Source organism: Demequina capsici, from assembly GCF_032102965.1.
Classification (GTDB): domain Bacteria; phylum Actinomycetota; class Actinomycetes; order Actinomycetales; family Demequinaceae; genus Demequina; species Demequina capsici.
In genome coordinates this window covers 1,524,390-1,539,607 of record NZ_CP134880.1, presented here as the reverse complement: position 1 = coordinate 1,539,607, position 15,218 = coordinate 1,524,390, and the positions used below count along the sequence as shown (strand labels likewise).

Below are 15,218 nucleotides of genomic sequence, written 5' to 3'. Positions count from 1 at the left end.
CGCCCGCGCACGCTCCGGCGTTCGCGGGCGTCGTCGCGTCGCGACCCTCACACTCACGAGATTTCAAGGACTGAGATGAAGACCATCGACTCACTCGGCGACCTCAGCGGCAAGAAGGTCCTGCTGCGCGCCGACCTCAACGTGCCTCTCGACGGCACCACCATCACCGACGACGGCCGCGTGCGCGCGTCGGTGCCCACGATCGAGAAGCTGCTCGGCGCTGGCGCCTCCGTCATCGTCATGGCGCACCTCGGTCGGCCCAAGGGCGAGCCGGACCCCGCATACTCGCTGGCCCCGGCCGCCGCCCGCCTCGCGGAGCTGCTCGGCAAGCCTGTGACCCTCGCCGCCGACCTGGTCGGTGACGACGCCAAGGCGAAGGCGGCCGCGCTCGAGGCCGGCTCCGTGCTCATGCTTGAGAACGTGCGCTTCGACGCGCGCGAGACGTCCAAGGTCGACGAGGAGCGCCAGGCGCTCGCCGCCGAGCTTGCCGCGCTCGCCGATGTGTTCGTGTCCGACGGCTTCGGTGTCGTGCACCGCAAGCAGGCCTCGGTCTACGACGTCGCCCAGCTCCTGCCCGCCGCCGGCGGCCTGCTCGTGCAGAAGGAGGTCGAGTCGCTGAGCAAGGCCGTCACCGACCCGGCCCGCCCGTACGCGGTGGTGCTCGGCGGCTCGAAGGTCTCGGACAAGCTCGGCGTGATCGCGAACCTGCTGACCAAGGCCGACCGCCTGCTCATCGGCGGTGGCATGGTCTTCACGTTCCTCGCCGCCAAGGGCTACGGCGTCGGCAAGTCGCTCCTCGAGGAGGACCAGCTCGACACCGTGAAGGGCTACCTCAAGACCGCCGAGGAGAACGGCGTCGAGATCGTCCTTCCGACCGACATCGTCGCGGCGGAGGGCTTCGCGGCCGACGCCGCTCACCAGGTTGTCGCCGCGGACGCGATCCCGGACGGCACCATGGGCCTCGACATCGGCCCCGAGTCGGGCAAGCTCTTCGCCTCGAAGATCCTCGACGCCAAGACGATCGTGTGGAACGGTCCGATGGGCGTGTTCGAGTTCCCGGCCTTCGCCGAGGGCACGAAGGCCGTGGCGCAGGCCATGATCGACTCCGACGGCTTCTCCGTCGTCGGCGGCGGCGACTCGGCAGCCGCGGTCCGCCGCCTCGGCTTCGACGAGGCCGGCTTCGGGCACATCTCTACGGGTGGCGGCGCGTCACTCGAGCTGCTCGAGGGCAAGGTGCTCCCGGGCCTGGCCGTCCTGGAGGACTGACTGATGGCACGTACCCCGCTCATCGCCGGCAACTGGAAGCTCAACCTCGACCACCTCGAGGGCACCCACACGGTGCAGAAGCTTGCCTGGCTGCTGCGCGACGCCAAGCACGACTTCGAGTCCGTCGAGGTCGCCGTGCTGCCGTCCTTCACGTCTCTGCGTTCGGTGCAGACTCTCGTGGATGCCGACAAGCTCGACATCAAGTACGGCGCTCAGGACATCTCGCAGCACGAGTCGGGCGCCTACACCGGTGAGGTGTCGGGCGCGCAGCTCGCCAAGCTCGGCGTGAGCTACGCCGCTGTGGGGCACTCGGAGCGCCGCCAGTACCACGGCGAGACCGACGAGATCGTCGCCGCCAAGACCAAGGCCGCATTCGCGCACGGCATCGTGCCGATCGTGTGCGTCGGCGAGGGACTCGACATCCGCAAGGAGGGTCGTCACGTCGAGTACACGCTGGCCCAGGTCGACGGCGCGCTGAAGGACCTTCCGGCGGACAAGGCCAAGGACGTCGTCATCGCCTACGAGCCCGTCTGGGCGATCGGCACCGGTGAGGTGGCGACCCCCGCGGACGCGCAGGAGGTGTGCGCCGCGATCCGTGGTCGCATCGCCGAGCTGTACGACGCCGAGCTCGCGGACGGCGTGCGCGTGCTCTACGGTGGCTCGGTCAAGTCCTCGTCCATCGCTCAGCTCATGGCGGAGACCGATGTGGACGGCGGCCTGGTCGGAGGCGCGAGCCTTGATCCGGAGGAGTTCTCCAAGATCGCCCGCTTCAAGGAGCACCAGGTCGGTCTGTGATGCATGACGGCGCGGCCTGGGTTGTCCCGGGCCGCGCCGTCGTCGCGTAAACTTGACCCGACAAACGACGACCTGGGAGTACCGTGCAGATTCTGGAAGGCATCCTTTGGGTGCTGCTCGTCATCTTCAGCATCGTCATCATCGGCCTGGTGCTCATGCACCGTGGCCGCGGCGGCGGTATCACCGACATGTTCGGCGGAGGGCTTGCCTCGGGCATCCAGTCGTCGTCCGTGGGTGAGCGCAACCTCTCGCGCATGACGTGGGGCGCCGGAATCCTCTGGTTCATGGTGATCGTGCTCCTTGGCCTGATTCAGCGCTTCGCGCTGTGACCGACTGATCCTGAGGGGGTACGGCACCGATGGCTGGTGGAAACGCTATCCGTGGCTCGCGCGTCGGCGCGGGTCCGATGGGTGAGAACGAGCGTGGAGAGTCCGCTCCGCGCCGGACCGTGAGCTACTACTGTGCGAACGGTCATGTGAACTCCCCGAGCTTCGCGCTCGGCGAGGACTTCGAGGATCCGGAGATCCCGCTCGAGTGGGACTGCCCTCGCTGCGGTCTTCCCGCGGGCCTGGACCCCGAGAACCCGCCTGAGCCGATGCGCAACGAACCGTACAAGACGCACCTGGCCTACGTGAAGGAGCGCCGTTCGGACGCCGAGGGCGCGGCGCTCCTCGAGGAGGCGCTTGCGGTCCTGCGCGAGCGGCGTGGAGACGTGGAGGTCGTCGCGGCTGACTAGCCGCCTGCGCTCGTGATGAGCTGACGACGAGAGAGGGGCTCCGCCATGACGGCGGGGCCCCTCTCTCGTCGTCAGCCGACGCTCAGATTGCTGTCGCCGCAGCTGCGTCGATGATCCAGAGGGTCTCGTCGGTGCCGCGTGCCGCAGCGCCGGGGAAGGTCTCGTCACCGTGCACGCATGACGCCACGGAGGCGGCCTTCTCCGCTCCGGCTGCGATGACCCATACGCGCCGGGCCCGGCGGATCGAGTCGAGCGACAGCGTCACTCGCGTAGGGGGCGGCTTGGGGGAGTTGTGGACGGCGTATGCCGCGGGACCCCCGTCGGTGTAGCTGGGGTGGCCGCGGAAGAGCGAGGCGACGTGTCCATCGGGCCCGAGCCCCAGCATGAGGACGTCCCAGGCGGGATCGCCCGCAGCCGTGATGGCGGCACGGTAGGCCTCCGCTGCAGCCTCGGCTGTGTCGTGCTCCGACGATGCTCCCATCCGGTGGATGTTCTCCTCCGGCAGAGGAAGCGCCGCCAGCATCGCGGATTGCGCCTGTCCCTCGTTCCGGTCCGGGTCGCCGGCGGGCACGAAGCGTTCGTCTCCCCACCACACATGCACGGACGTCCAGTCGACGTCGCCGGCCAACGGAGAGGCCGCGACCTCGGCCAAGGTGCCGATCCCGACGGTGCCGCCGGTGACGACGACGTTGACGACGTCCTGGGCGGCGAGCACGTCCTGGATCGTCACGAGCAGTCGCGCCGCGGTTGTCCGGGCCACGGCGTCCCGGTCGGGCATCACAAGAACTCTGCGGTTCATCGGGTTCCTCCAAAGGTTGCCAGCGTCTCGCCGTACACGGGATCGTCGTCGAGGCGCCGCAGCTCCTCCGCCAGGCACTCGTCGAGGGTGCGTGCCGGCAGCGCGATGACGTGGTCCGGCTGACCGGGCTGCGACAGGGTCGCGTGACGTCCGTCAGGACGCGAGATGCTGATCTCGCCCGATGGGGTCTCCAGCACGATGTGCTGCAACGCCGAGACCGAGGCATCGTACGTGGCCTCGATCTCGCATCCGAGCACATTCTTGAGCCAGGCCCCGAGCAGCAGGATCGAGGGACTGTTCATGTCACCGTGGATGCGTGCCTTGGTCACGACCGGCTCCGTGACCTGCTCGAGCGCCGAGGCGAGCAGTGCGCGCCAGCGGGTGAGGCGGGTCCATGCGAGGTCGGTGTCGCCCTTGCGGTGGTCGTGCGCGAGGCACTGAAGCACGAACCCAGGGTCGGGATCGCCCTTGGAATCGGTGATGCGGCGCTGAGCCATCTTGCCCAATCCCGTCATCGAGCACTCGTGGGGGACGTCGGCGGGCCACCAGGCGACGATCGGTGCGTCGGGCAGCAGCAGGGGAGTGATGAGGGTGTCGTCATGGCCCACCTGAGGACCCGACGGCCTCAGGACGATCACCTCGGAGGCGCCGGCGTCGCCGCCGACGCGGATCTCCGCGTCGAGGCGCGCCTCGGCACCATCCTGGGGGGCGATGACGATGATGCGGCAGGGGTGCTCACGGGAGGCTACGTTCGCCGTGGCGATCGCCGCTTCGAAGTCAGCGTCCTTCGCATCGATCACGAGCGTCATCACACGCGCGAGCGTGATGACGCCGCCCTCGCGCTGGGACTCGACGAGCCGCTTCGCGATCGCTGACGTGGTGGTGTGCGGGAGCTCGATGATCACGGGCGCCTCCAAGCGCGGCCGTCGCGGGCCATCATCTCATCCGCGCTGGCAGGACCCCAGGTGCCGGAGCGGTACTGCTCCGGCTGGCCCTGCGTGGTCCAGTACGCGGTGATCGGGTCGAGGATCTGCCAGGAGAGCGCGACCTCCTCCTGGCGGGGGAACAGCGGCGGGTCACCGAGGAGCACGTCAAGGATGAGGCGCTCGTAGGCCTCGGGCGACGACTCGGTGAACGCGTTGCCGTACGCGAAGTCCATGGTGACATCGCGCACCTCCATGGTGGACCCCGGCACCTTGGATCCGAAGCGCAAGGTGACGCCCTCGTCGGGCTGGACGCGGATCACGAGAGCGTTCGTGCCGACCTCGGTGCCCTGGATGTGCTGGAAGTACGGTGACGGCGCCTTCTTGAAGACGAGCGCGATCTCGGTCACCCTTCGACCGAGGCGCTTGCCAGCGCGGAGGTAGAACGGCGTTCCGTTCCAGCGGCGGTTCGGCAGGTCGAGCCGGATCGCGGCATAGGTCTCGGTCGACGAGTCGGGGGAGATCCCGTCCTCGTCGAGGAATCCGCCCACCTGCTCGCCGCCTCGCCAGCCGGCCGCGTACTGGCCGCGTGCGGTGCCGAGGCCGAGGTCCTCGGGGAGCCTTGTGGACCGCAGCACCTTCTCCTTCTCCGTGCGAAGGTCGGCCGCCTCGAAGCTTGCGGGCTCCTCCATCGCCGTGAGTGCGAAGAGCTGGAGCAGGTGGTTCTGGATCACGTCGCGCGCGGTCCCGATGCCGTCGAAGTAGCCGGCGCGCGAGCCGATGCCGATGTCCTCGGCCATGGTGATCTGCACATGGTCGATGTACTGGGAGTTCCAGATCGGCTCGAACAGCTGGTTCGCGAAGCGGATCGCCAGCAGGTTCTGCACCGTCTCCTTCCCGAGGTAGTGATCGATCCGGAACACGGAGTCGGGTGGAAACACCTCGGAGACGACCGCGTCCAGCTTCTCCGCTGACTCAAGGTCGTGCCCGAACGGCTTCTCGATGACGACGCGGCGCCACGTGCCCTCCCTGGGGTCGGACAGCCCTGAGTCGCGCAGCTGCGTGATCACCTGAGGGAAGGCCGACGGCGGGATCGAGAGGTAGAACGCGTGATTGCCGCCTGTGCCTCTGCGCTCGTCGAGCTCCTCCACCGTGCGGCGCAGCTCGGCGAAGGCGGCAGGGTCGTCGAAGGTCCCCTGGACGAAGCGGATGCCCTCGGAGAGCTGGCGCCACGTCTCGTCGCTCCACGGGGTGCGGGCATGCTCGCGCACCGAGTCGTAGACGACCTGGGCGAAGTCCTCCCGGCCCCACTCGCGTCGGGCGAAGCCGGTGAGCGCGAAGGCGGGCGGCAGCAGGCCTCGGTTGGCGAGGTCGTAGACGGCGGGCATGAGCTTCTTGCGGGCCAGGTCGCCTGTCACACCGAACATCACGAGGCCGCACGAGCCGGCGATGCGGGGAAGTCTGCGATCCCGGGGATCTCGCAGCGGATTCACGTGGGTCATCCCTCCAGTAGGGCCGCCACGCGGGCGACCTGGGTGCGGTCGGTGAGGTTCAAGCGGAGCACCGGTCGACCCGCCTCTGACAGAGAGCGGGCGTCGCCGGCGGCCTGGGCATGGATCAGCCGACCGAAGGTGAACGGGAGGCCTGGGATCGCCAGGTCCTCGGAGAAGTCTGCCGTGAGCAGCAGGAACACGCCGCTCGCAGGGCCGCCCTTGTGGAGCTGGCCGGTCGAATGCAGGTAGCGGGGGCCCCAGCCGAACGTGACAGGTCGCGCCAGCCGCTGGGCGAGTGCGCGGCGCGCGCCCGGGAGCGAGGGGTTCGCCTCACGGTCGAGGTAGGCGAGGACCGCCAGGTAACCGTCCGAGCCGAGGCACTCCTCGAGCGTCTGAAGCGCTTCATGGACGGTGGTGACGGCGGAGAGCTCGGCGAGGGTGCCGTAGGCCTCGATCCCGTCGTCGACGAAAGCGGGAGCAGGTCCGGGGGAGTCGGACTCGAGGAGGTCACGTGCCGCGGTCCTGGACGACTCGACGTCCGGCTCGTCGAACGGGTCGACGCCCAGCAGCCGTGCGGTGACGGCCACGGCGTGCTCCCACAGCAGGAGCAGCGCGCCGAGGGTGCCGGACACGGTGAGCACGGGGCCTTCGGCATCGTCGTCCGCGCTCAGGGAGACGAGGCGGCAGTCGATCGCGTCGGGTTGGCCCAGGTCGGGTGCCTGAGGAGCCGCCAGCACCGGGACGACTCCCTTGCCGCCCTTGCCTGTCGCGCCGCCGACGAGGTGCTCGATCCAGTCCCCGAGGCCGACGATGCCGGAGCCGTGGTCGGACACCACGAGGAACCTTCGACGGCCCGCGAGCGCGGCGCCGAGCACCAGGGCGGGGTTGGCTCGGTCGTCCTCCTCGAGGGACTCCGCGACGGCGGCCGCCTCGTCCAGGACCTCGAGCACGGGCACCCCTGCGAGCGCGGCGGGCACCAGGCCGAACGCGGAGAGCGCCGAGAACCGCCCGCCCACGCTCGGGTCCTCGAGGAACAGTCCCCGGCAGCCTTTCGCGCGTGCAGCGGCCTCGAGGGGAGAGCCCGCATCCGTGACGACGACCATGCGACGGCGAGGATCGATCCCTGCTTCCGTGAAGGCGCTCTCGACGGCCGCCCGCAGTGCCTCGGTCTCGATGGTGCTGCCTGACTTGGACGCGACGACCATGACGGTCGAGCGGAGGTCGCCTGCGAGTGCGGCGCGGACCCGATCGGGCGACGTGGAGTCGAGGGTCACGAGCGGCACGCCGTACGTCGCGCAGATGACCTGGGCTGCGAGGGTGGCTCCGCCCATGCCCACGAGCACCACGCGGTTGACGCCTTCTCCTCGAAGGTCGACGAACAGCTCCTCGAGCGGCTCGAGATGTCGGCGCGCTGTCTCGTGGAGCGCGGTCCAGCCCAGATGGGACGCCGCGTCGGCCTCAGCTGCGGGACCCCAGAGCGTGGGGTCCCCGGCGCCGAGGCGCGACGCAACGTGGTCCTCGACCTGGGTCGGGAGAAGGGCGCTCACGTGCTCCGCGACGTCTCCGCCGACGGTGACCGCGAGGTGCGCCTCCGAATCGAACCCGACCCAGGTGCTGAGGAAGGCTGTCACCTGGTGGCCTCCACCGCCTCCTGTGCCTTCGCCGCGACGTTCTCGGCGGTGAAGCCGTACTTCTTGAGGAGGAGCGAGCCGGAGGCGGACTCGCCGAAGTGGTCGACGCTGACGATGCGACCGGCGTCGCCGACGATCTCGCGCCAGCCGAGCGAGGAGCCCGCCTCGACGGAGACACGCGCCTTGAGGGCGGCCGGGAGCACGGACTCCCGGTACGCGGCGTCCTGACGCTCGAAGCGCTCCCGCGACGGCATCGACACCACGCGCGCCTTGATGCCGTCGGCGGCGAGCAGGTCGCGCGCCTCGACGGCGACGGAGACCTCGGAGCCGGTCGCGATGATCACCACGTCGGCGTCCTCGTCGGCGCCGGCGAGGACGTACGCACCCTTGTCGACGCCGTCGGCGCTGGTACCCGCGAGGGTGGGGACGTTCTGGCGCGTGAGGACGATCGCGGACGGGCGGTCCGTGGTCTCGAGGATCGTCTTCCAGGCGTATGCGGTCTCGTTGGCGTCGGCGGGACGGATCACGTCGAGGCCGGGGATCGCGCGCAGCGTGGCCACGTGCTCGATCGGCTGGTGCGTGGGGCCGTCCTCGCCGAGGCCCACGGAGTCGTGGGTCCACACGAAGGTCGTGGGGATCCGCATCAGCGCGGCCAGGCGCACCGACGCGCGCATGTAGTCGGAGAACACGAGGAACGTGCCGCCGTACGCGCGTGTGAGGCCGTGGAGCGTGATCCCGTTGAGGATCGTGCCCATGCCGAACTCTCGGATGCCGAAGTGCAGGGTGCGTCCGTACCAGTCGCCGTTCGGCCACGAGTGGGTGGACCGACGCGGGGGCAGGAACGACGGCTCGCCGTCCATCGTGGTGTTGTTCGAGCCCGCGAGATCGGCGGAGCCGCCCCAGAGCTCGGGCAGCACCGGCGCGAGCGCGGTGAGCACCTTGCCCGACGCGGAGCGCGTGGCGACGGACGAGCCGACCTCGAACTGCGGAAGCGCGGCCTCCCAGCCCTCGGGCAGCTCGCGCTTCTGGATGCGGGCAAGGAGCGCGGCGCGCTCAGGCTGCTCGGCCTCCCACCGCGAGAAGGCGGCGTTCCAGTCGGAGTGCGCCTGCTGGCCCCTTTCCTTGACCTCGCGCATCCGCGCCAGGACGTCGGGCTCGACGACGAACGACTGCTCGGGATCGAAGCCGAGCACCTCCTTGAGACCCGCGACCTCGGTCGCGCCGAGAGCGGAGCCGTGCACGCCGCCGCTGTTCTGCTTGGTGGGCGAGGGCCACCCGATGATGGTGCTGAGCCGGATGATCGAGGGCTTCCCGGTCTCGGCCTGAGCCGCCTCGATCGCGGCGAGCAGCGCTGCCGGATCCTCCTTGTAGCCGTCGGCCGTGATCCAGTTCACGTGCTGCGTGTGCCAGCCGTACGCCTCGTATCGCTTGAGGACGTCCTCGGTGAACGAGATGTCAGTCTCATGCTCGATCGAGATCCTGTTGTCATCCCAGATCACGATGAGGTTGCCGAGCTCCTGGGTGCCCGCGAGCGCGCTGCCCTCGTGGGAGACACCCTCCTGCAGGTCGCCGTCCCCGGCGATCACGTACACGAAGTGGTCGAACGGCGAGGTGCCGGGCGCGGCGGCGGGGTCGAGCAGCCCACGCTCTCGACGCGCCGCCATGGCCATGCCGACGGAGGACGCGATGCCGGAGCCGAGCGGGCCAGTCGTGATCTCCACGCCGTCGGTGTGCCCGTACTCAGGGTGACCAGGGGTCTTGGAGCCCTCGGTGCGCAGCTGCTTGAGGTCGTCCAGCGAGAGGTCGTACCCGGAGGCGAACAGCTGCAGGTAGAGGGTGAGCGACGAGTGGCCGGCGGAGAGCACGAAGCGGTCGCGCCCCAGCCACTTCGAGTCGGCGGGGTCGTGCCGCATGACGTTCTGGAAGAGGAGGTACGCCGCGGGCGCGAGCGAGATCGCCGTCCCGGGGTGGCCGTTACCCACCTTCTCGACGGCGTCGGCCGCGAGCACCCGGAGGGTGTCGACGGCGCGGTGATCAGCGGCGGTCCAGTTGAGGCTCACAGAAACTCCAGCGAAGAGATATCGACTATGACGACCCACAGCCTAGTAGCCGCCTGGGGGCGTCGCTGGCGCGGGTCAGGTGCGACAACCATGGGTCGGGCCGATGTGTTCCTGGGAGGGTCGTCGAGTACCACCCACGCGTGTCAGGTAGGACGGAGGTCCCACTCCCTGGCTCGCGCGGCTTAGAATGTCCGCATGCCCCAGCCAGCGACCGCAGTGACGGATGTGCCCGCTCCGGCCGTGCCCCGGTGGCTGTTGGCGACGCGGGTGCTCAAGGCCTATGTGGCGCTGACGAAGCCGCGCATCATCGAGCTGCTGCTGGTGACGACTCTTCCCGCGATGATCCTGGCCGCCGATGGTTGGCCGCCGATGTGGCTCACGCTTGCCACGCTCGTCGGCGGTTACCTGTCCGCGGGCAGCGCCAACGCCTTCAACAGCTACATCGACCGCGATATCGACGCGGTGATGAAGCGCACGCGCAACCGGCCGCTGGTGACGGGTGCTGTCGCTCCTCGTGACGCGCTGGTGTTCGCCTGGGTGCTCGGCGCCGTGAGCCTCGCGTGGTTCTGGTTCGTCGTGGGCTCGCCGCTCTCCGCCGGGCTCACGCTGTTCGCGATCCTCGGCTATGTGGTCGGCTACACGCTGCTGCTGAAGCGGCGGACCGCCCAGAACATCGTGTGGGGCGGCATCGCGGGCTGCATGCCTGCTCTGATCGGCTGGGCCGCTGTCCGCGAGTCGTTGTCGTGGACTCCGTTCCTGCTGTTCCTCATCGTGTTCTTCTGGACGCCGCCCCACTACTGGCCGCTGTCCATGAAGTTCCGCAAGGACTACGCGCACGCCGAGGTGCCGATGCTGCCTGTCGTCGCGCCGACGCGGCGCGTTGCCATCGAGATGATCGCGTACGCGGCCGCCATGATCCTGACGAGCCTGGTGCTCGTTCCCGTCGCCGGGATGACGTGGGTGTACCTGGCCGTCGCCGCCGGCGCGGGTGCATGGTTCATGAAGGGGTGCATCGAGCTGTACGTACGGTCGCAGCGTGGGGACGAGAAGCTGCGCGAGATGAGGCTGTTCCGCGAGTCGATCGTGTATCTGACGCTGGTCTTCGCAGCGGTGCTGGTGGACCCGTTCCTGCCTGACCTCCTGACGGTCTGGGGCTGAGATGCTCGCTGGCCAGCGGGAGGGGTACCTCGCGCATCTGGCTGTCGAACGCGGGCTGAGCGACAACACGCTCGCCGCCTACCGCCGGGACCTGGCCCGGTACGAGTCCTTCCTCGCGGGGAAGGGCGTCGAGTCGCTCGGCCTGGTCGAGCGCGCCCACGTCGCGGACTTCGCCCAGGCGATCGGCACCGGAGCCGACGGTGGGCGGGCGCTGGCTCCCGCGTCGGCATCGCGGGTCGTCGTGGCGGTGCGAGGCTGGCATCGGTTCGCCGTGCAGGAGGGATGGAGCGGTGACGATCCGTCGCTCCAGGTCAAGCCGCGCGCGGTGCCCAAGAGGTTGCCCAAGGCGATCGCCACCGACCAGGTGGCCGCGATCATGGAGGCTGCGTCCCAGGGCGACGGCGTAGCGCCATTGCGCGACAGGGCGCTGCTCGAGCTCGTGTACGCGACTGGCGCGCGCATCTCCGAGGCGGTCGGTCTGGACGTCGACGACGTCTCCCTCGAGCCGGGCGCCGAGTCGGCGCTCCTGCGCGGCAAGGGCCGGAAGGAGCGGGTGGTCCCGCTCGGCACGTTCGCCGCCGAGGCGCTGAACGCCTATCTTGTACGGGCCCGATCGGGGCTTGCCGCGCACGGCGCGGGCGTGCCCGCGCTGTTCCTGAACGCACGAGGTGCCCGACTGTCACGCCAGAGCGCGTGGGCCATCCTGCGGGTCGCGTCGGAGCGTGCAGGGGTGTCCGATGTCAGCCCCCATACGCTGCGCCACTCGTTCGCCACCCACCTGCTGTCCGGCGGCGCGGACGTGAGGGTCGTGCAGGAGCTGCTGGGCCACGCCTCGGTGACGACGACGCAGGTGTACACCCTGGTGACACGCGATTCGCTGAGGGAGGCGTACGTCCTCGCTCACCCGCGTGCCCGCGAGTGAGGGCCAGGACGAAACGGTAGCCTGGGCGCGTGACCGATTTTCCCGAACCCAAGCCCCTGACCAGCCATGGGCCCGCGCGAGTCGTGGCGCTGTGCAATCAGAAGGGCGGGGTCGGCAAGACGACCACCTCGGTGAACCTCGCTGCGGCGCTCGCCGAGTACGGGCGGAAGGTCCTGCTCGTCGACTTCGACCCGCAGGGTGCCGCGTCCGCGGGCCTGGGCGTCAACTCGAACGACCTGACGACGACGGTCTACGACCTGCTGATGCGCAATGACGTGAAGACGCGCGACGTCATCATGGAGACCGGCTACGACAACCTTGACCTGCTGCCGGCGAACATCGACCTGTCCGCGGCCGAGGTCCAGCTGGTCGGGGAGGTCGCTCGCGAGAGTGCGCTCGCGCGCGCGCTGCGGGATGTGGTGGACGACTACGACGTGGTCCTCATCGACTGCCAGCCCTCTCTCGGTCTGCTCACGGTCAACGCGCTCGTCGCCGCGCACGGCGTCCTCATCCCGCTGGCGTGCGAGTACTTCGCGATGCGCGGCGTGGCCCTGCTCGTCGACACGATCACCAAGGTCCAGGACCGTCTCAATCCGCGCCTGAGCATGGACGCGATCATCCCGACGATGTACGACGCGCGCACCCTTCACTCCCAGGAGGTCGTCGAGCGCGTGCGCGACGCGTTCGGGGATCGCGTGACCGAGACGATGATCGCGCGCACCGTCAAGTTCCCCGACGCGACCGTGGCAGCAGAGCCGATCCTCACGTTCGCCCCGTCGCACTCGGGCTCCGAGGCGTACCGCCAGCTCGCGCGTGAGCTCATGTCGCGCGGGGTAGCCGCGTAGCGTGACGGCCGGCCTGCCCCAGCCGGACCAGGCCCCTCGGAAGGGCTTCGAGGTCCACCTCGACAACTTCGAAGGTCCGTTCGACCTGTTGCTGAGCCTCATCTCGAAGCATCAGATGGAGATCACCGAGGTCGCGCTCGCGCGCGTGACGGACGAGTTCCTCTCGGTGGTCCGTGCGCGGGAGGTCGAGTGGGACCTGTCGCAGGCGTCCGAGTTCCTGGTGGTCGCGGCCACCCTTCTCGATCTCAAGGCGGCGCGCCTCCTGCCCCAGGGCGAGGTCGACGACATGGAGGACCTCGAGCTGCTCGAGGCCCGCGACCTGCTGTTCGCCCGTCTGCTGCAGTACAGGGCCTTCAAGGACGTCGCGGCGAGGTTCGAGTCGATGCTGGAGGCGCCGCGGCGCGTGCCGCGGGACGTGCCGCTCGAATCGCACTTCGCGATGCTGCTGCCCGAGCTCGTGTGGAACGTGACCCCTGACATGCTCGCGATGCTGGCCGCCAGGGCGATGGAGCCGAAGGCCACGCCTGCGGTGTCGCTGACCCATCTGCACAACCCGGCGGTGAGCGTGCGCGATCAGGCGCATGTGGTCGCGGTGCGGCTGCAGCACTCGGGCGCGGTCACCTTCCGCGCGCTGGTCGCCGACGCGGAGAGCATCCACGTGGTCGTCGCGCGCTTCCTCGCGCTCCTGGAGCTGTTCCGCGAGGCCGCCGTGTCGTTCGAGCAGGCCCGCTCGCTGGGTGAGCTGACGGTGCGCTGGACAGGTGGCGCCGAGGAGGTGGACGTCTCGGCCGAGTTCGACGAGGACGATGCCATGGGCGTCGGGTTGGAGGCCGCGAGGGAGTCCGAGCGGTCGATCGAGGGAGGTACCCGCTGATGGATCAGCACATCCGAGGGGCGCTCGAGGCGGTGCTGATGGTCGTCGGGGAGCCCGTGCCCGCCGACCAGCTGGCAGCGGCCGTGGAGACGCCTGTCGACCAGGTCGTGACGGTGCTGCACGCGTTGCGAGACGAGTACGCGGACCCTGAGGTGCCTCGTGGCTTCGAGCTGCGTGAGGTCGATGGCGGGTGGCGCATCTATTCGTCGCGACTGTACGCGGACGTCGTGGGACGCTTCGTGGTCGAGGGTCAGTCGTCGCGGCTGTCGCAGGCCGCGCTGGAGACTCTCGCCGTCGTCGCCTACCGGCAGCCTGTGACACGTGGTCAGGTGTCGCAGGTGCGCGGCGTTAACGTGGACTCCGTGATGAAGACGCTCAGCGCGCGCGGGCTCGTGACCGAGGTCGGCGAGATCAGCGGCGCGCTCCTGTACGGCACCACGGTCGAGTTCCTCGAGCGGATGGGGATGTCCACGCTGGACGACCTGCCGCCGCTCGCCCCGTTCCTGCCGGAGCTCGCCGATGTCGACGCCCCAGAGTCGATGGGGGACCGGTGATGGCCGAGCTGGAGATCCACCGGCCGGAGGGGATCCGCCTGCAGAAGGTCCTCGCGTCCGCCGGGGTCGGGTCGCGACGCAAGTGCGAGGAGATGATCGAGGCCGGGCGTGTGCGTGTCAACGGCGAGGTCGTCGATCAGCTGGGGGTGCGGGTGGATCCGGACTCCGTCGCCATCGAGGTGGACGGGAAGCGAATCAGCGTCGACGACACTCATGTGACGGTCGTGCTGAACAAGCCTCTCGGCGTGGTCTCGACGATGCATGACCCGCAGGGTCGGCCGGCGCTCGACCAGTACGTGGTCGAGTACAAGGAGCGTCTGTTCCACGTCGGTCGTCTCGATGCGGAGACCACGGGCGTGATCCTGCTGACCAACGACGGCGATCTGGCCAACCGCTTGGCGCACCCGACGCATGGCGTGTCCAAGATCTATGTGGCCAAGGTCGAGGGCAGGGTGGCGAAGACGCTCGCGACGACGCTCAAGGAGGGCGTGGAGCTCACCGACGGTCCGGTGCGGGTCACCTCCTGCGTGGTGCTGGACGTGTCTGGCGAGCACTCGCTCGTGCAGGTCGAGCTCCACGAGGGGCGCAACCGCATCGTGCGTCGTATGTTCGACGCGGTCGGGCATCCCGTGGTGGACCTGGTCCGCACGCAGTTCGGTCCGATCCGCCTCGGCACGCTCGCACCTGGGGAGGTGCGTCAGCTGAACCGCGAGGAGGTCGGCGAGCTCATGGAGGTGGCGGGGCTCTAGCCCCGTCCCAGGTCGGACGCGCCAGCACGCGACCGATACGATGACGCCATGACCGTACGCGCGATCCGAGGAGCCATCTCGCTCGACGTGGACGAGAGGTCGCATCTTCACGAGCGGACGCGCGAGCTCGTCGCGGCCCTCATGGAGCAGAACTCCCTCACCACGGACGACGTCATCTCCGCGATCTTCACCGTCACGCCGGACATCGTGTCCGACTTCCCTGCGGCTGCGGCGCGGGAGATGGGGTTCGGCGCCGTGCCCCTCATGTGCGCCCAGGAGATCCCTGTGCCGGGAGCGCTGCCGCGCATCGTGCGCGTCATGATGCACGCCGAGATGAACGTGCCTCGCGACGCGGTGGTCCACGTGTACCTGCGTGGCGCCGTCGCGCTGCGACGTGACCTGGCCCAGTAGCG

Annotated in this window: 16 protein-coding genes; 11 read left to right on the top strand and 5 right to left on the bottom strand. The window is 69.4% G+C overall.

What is annotated here, in order from left to right; genetic code table 11:
• Positions 1–75 precede the first annotated feature (75 nt).
• The 4 genes from RN607_RS07415 (at position 76) to RN607_RS07400 (ending at position 2,797) form a co-directional block, all read left to right on the top strand.
• Positions 76–1,266, top strand: coding sequence for a phosphoglycerate kinase (locus RN607_RS07415; protein ID WP_313501622.1), 1,191 nt, complete (start codon positions 76–78; stop codon positions 1,264–1,266).
• A gap of 3 nt (positions 1,267–1,269) precedes the next feature.
• On the top strand, positions 1,270–2,061 hold the full coding sequence (gene tpiA / locus RN607_RS07410; RefSeq protein WP_313501620.1) for a triose-phosphate isomerase: 792 nt from the start codon (positions 1,270–1,272) through the stop codon (positions 2,059–2,061).
• Positions 2,062–2,144: 83 nt separating this feature from the next.
• Entirely contained in the window at positions 2,145–2,390 is a 246-nt protein-coding gene (gene secG / locus RN607_RS07405) for a preprotein translocase subunit SecG (RefSeq protein ID WP_313501618.1), read from the top strand.
• A 29-nt stretch (positions 2,391–2,419) separates the two neighbouring features.
• Positions 2,420–2,797 carry an RNA polymerase-binding protein RbpA gene (locus RN607_RS07400; RefSeq protein WP_313501615.1) on the top strand — a complete coding sequence of 126 codons (378 nt, stop codon included), beginning with the start codon at positions 2,420–2,422 and terminating at the stop codon, positions 2,795–2,797.
• Positions 2,798–2,879: 82 nt separating this feature from the next.
• Here RN607_RS07400 and pgl read toward each other — a convergent pair whose 3' ends face one another.
• Genes pgl through tkt form a run of 5 tightly spaced genes read right to left on the bottom strand, consistent with a single transcriptional unit; the run spans position 2,880 to position 9,703 of the window.
• Positions 2,880–3,575 (bottom strand): 6-phosphogluconolactonase, encoded by a 696-nt coding sequence (gene pgl, locus RN607_RS07395; protein ID WP_313545390.1) that lies wholly within the window; start codon positions 3,573–3,575, stop codon positions 2,880–2,882.
• 17 nt (positions 3,576–3,592) lie between these two features.
• Positions 3,593–4,501 carry a glucose-6-phosphate dehydrogenase assembly protein OpcA gene (locus tag RN607_RS07390; RefSeq protein ID WP_313545388.1) on the bottom strand — a complete coding sequence of 303 codons (909 nt, stop codon included), beginning with the start codon at positions 4,499–4,501 and terminating at the stop codon, positions 3,593–3,595.
• On the bottom strand, positions 4,498–6,021 hold the full coding sequence (gene zwf, locus RN607_RS07385) for a glucose-6-phosphate dehydrogenase (protein ID WP_313545386.1): 1,524 nt from the start codon (positions 6,019–6,021) through the stop codon (positions 4,498–4,500). The genes RN607_RS07390 and zwf overlap by 4 nt, the downstream gene beginning before the upstream one ends.
• On the bottom strand, positions 6,018–7,643 hold the full coding sequence (locus RN607_RS07380; protein WP_376784254.1) for a glucose-6-phosphate isomerase: 1,626 nt from the start codon (positions 7,641–7,643) through the stop codon (positions 6,018–6,020). Before RN607_RS07380 ends, zwf begins: the two co-directional genes overlap by 4 nt.
• Positions 7,640–9,703: a transketolase gene (tkt, locus tag RN607_RS07375; protein WP_313501605.1), complete on the bottom strand. Its 2,064-nt coding sequence runs from the start codon at positions 9,701–9,703 to the stop codon at positions 7,640–7,642. The genes RN607_RS07380 and tkt overlap by 4 nt, the downstream gene beginning before the upstream one ends.
• 195 nt (positions 9,704–9,898) lie before the next feature.
• On the opposite strand from tkt, the gene RN607_RS07370 reads away from it, so the two are divergent.
• Genes RN607_RS07370 through aroH form a run of 7 tightly spaced genes read left to right on the top strand, consistent with a single transcriptional unit; the run spans position 9,899 to position 15,216 of the window.
• Positions 9,899–10,861, top strand: a complete 963-nt coding sequence (locus RN607_RS07370; RefSeq protein WP_313501602.1) for a heme o synthase — start codon at positions 9,899–9,901, stop codon at positions 10,859–10,861.
• A 1-nt stretch (position 10,862) separates the two neighbouring features.
• A complete protein-coding gene (locus tag RN607_RS07365) occupies positions 10,863–11,783 on the top strand; it encodes a site-specific tyrosine recombinase XerD (protein ID WP_313545384.1) in 921 nt (306 codons plus the stop codon).
• 29 nt (positions 11,784–11,812) lie between these two features.
• Positions 11,813–12,628: a ParA family protein gene (locus tag RN607_RS07360; protein WP_313501597.1), complete on the top strand. Its 816-nt coding sequence runs from the start codon at positions 11,813–11,815 to the stop codon at positions 12,626–12,628.
• A gap of 1 nt (position 12,629) precedes the next feature.
• A complete protein-coding gene (locus RN607_RS07355; RefSeq protein WP_313545382.1) occupies positions 12,630–13,502 on the top strand; it encodes a segregation and condensation protein A in 873 nt (290 codons plus the stop codon).
• Positions 13,502–14,056 (top strand): SMC-Scp complex subunit ScpB, encoded by a 555-nt coding sequence (gene scpB / locus RN607_RS07350; RefSeq protein ID WP_313545380.1) that lies wholly within the window; start codon positions 13,502–13,504, stop codon positions 14,054–14,056. Before RN607_RS07355 ends, scpB begins: the two co-directional genes overlap by 1 nt.
• Positions 14,056–14,805 (top strand): pseudouridine synthase, encoded by a 750-nt coding sequence (locus RN607_RS07345; RefSeq protein WP_313501590.1) that lies wholly within the window; start codon positions 14,056–14,058, stop codon positions 14,803–14,805. Before scpB ends, RN607_RS07345 begins: the two co-directional genes overlap by 1 nt.
• Positions 14,806–14,853: 48 nt before the next feature.
• A complete protein-coding gene (gene aroH, locus RN607_RS07340) occupies positions 14,854–15,216 on the top strand; it encodes a chorismate mutase (protein WP_313545378.1) in 363 nt (120 codons plus the stop codon).
• Positions 15,217–15,218 lie beyond the last annotated feature (2 nt).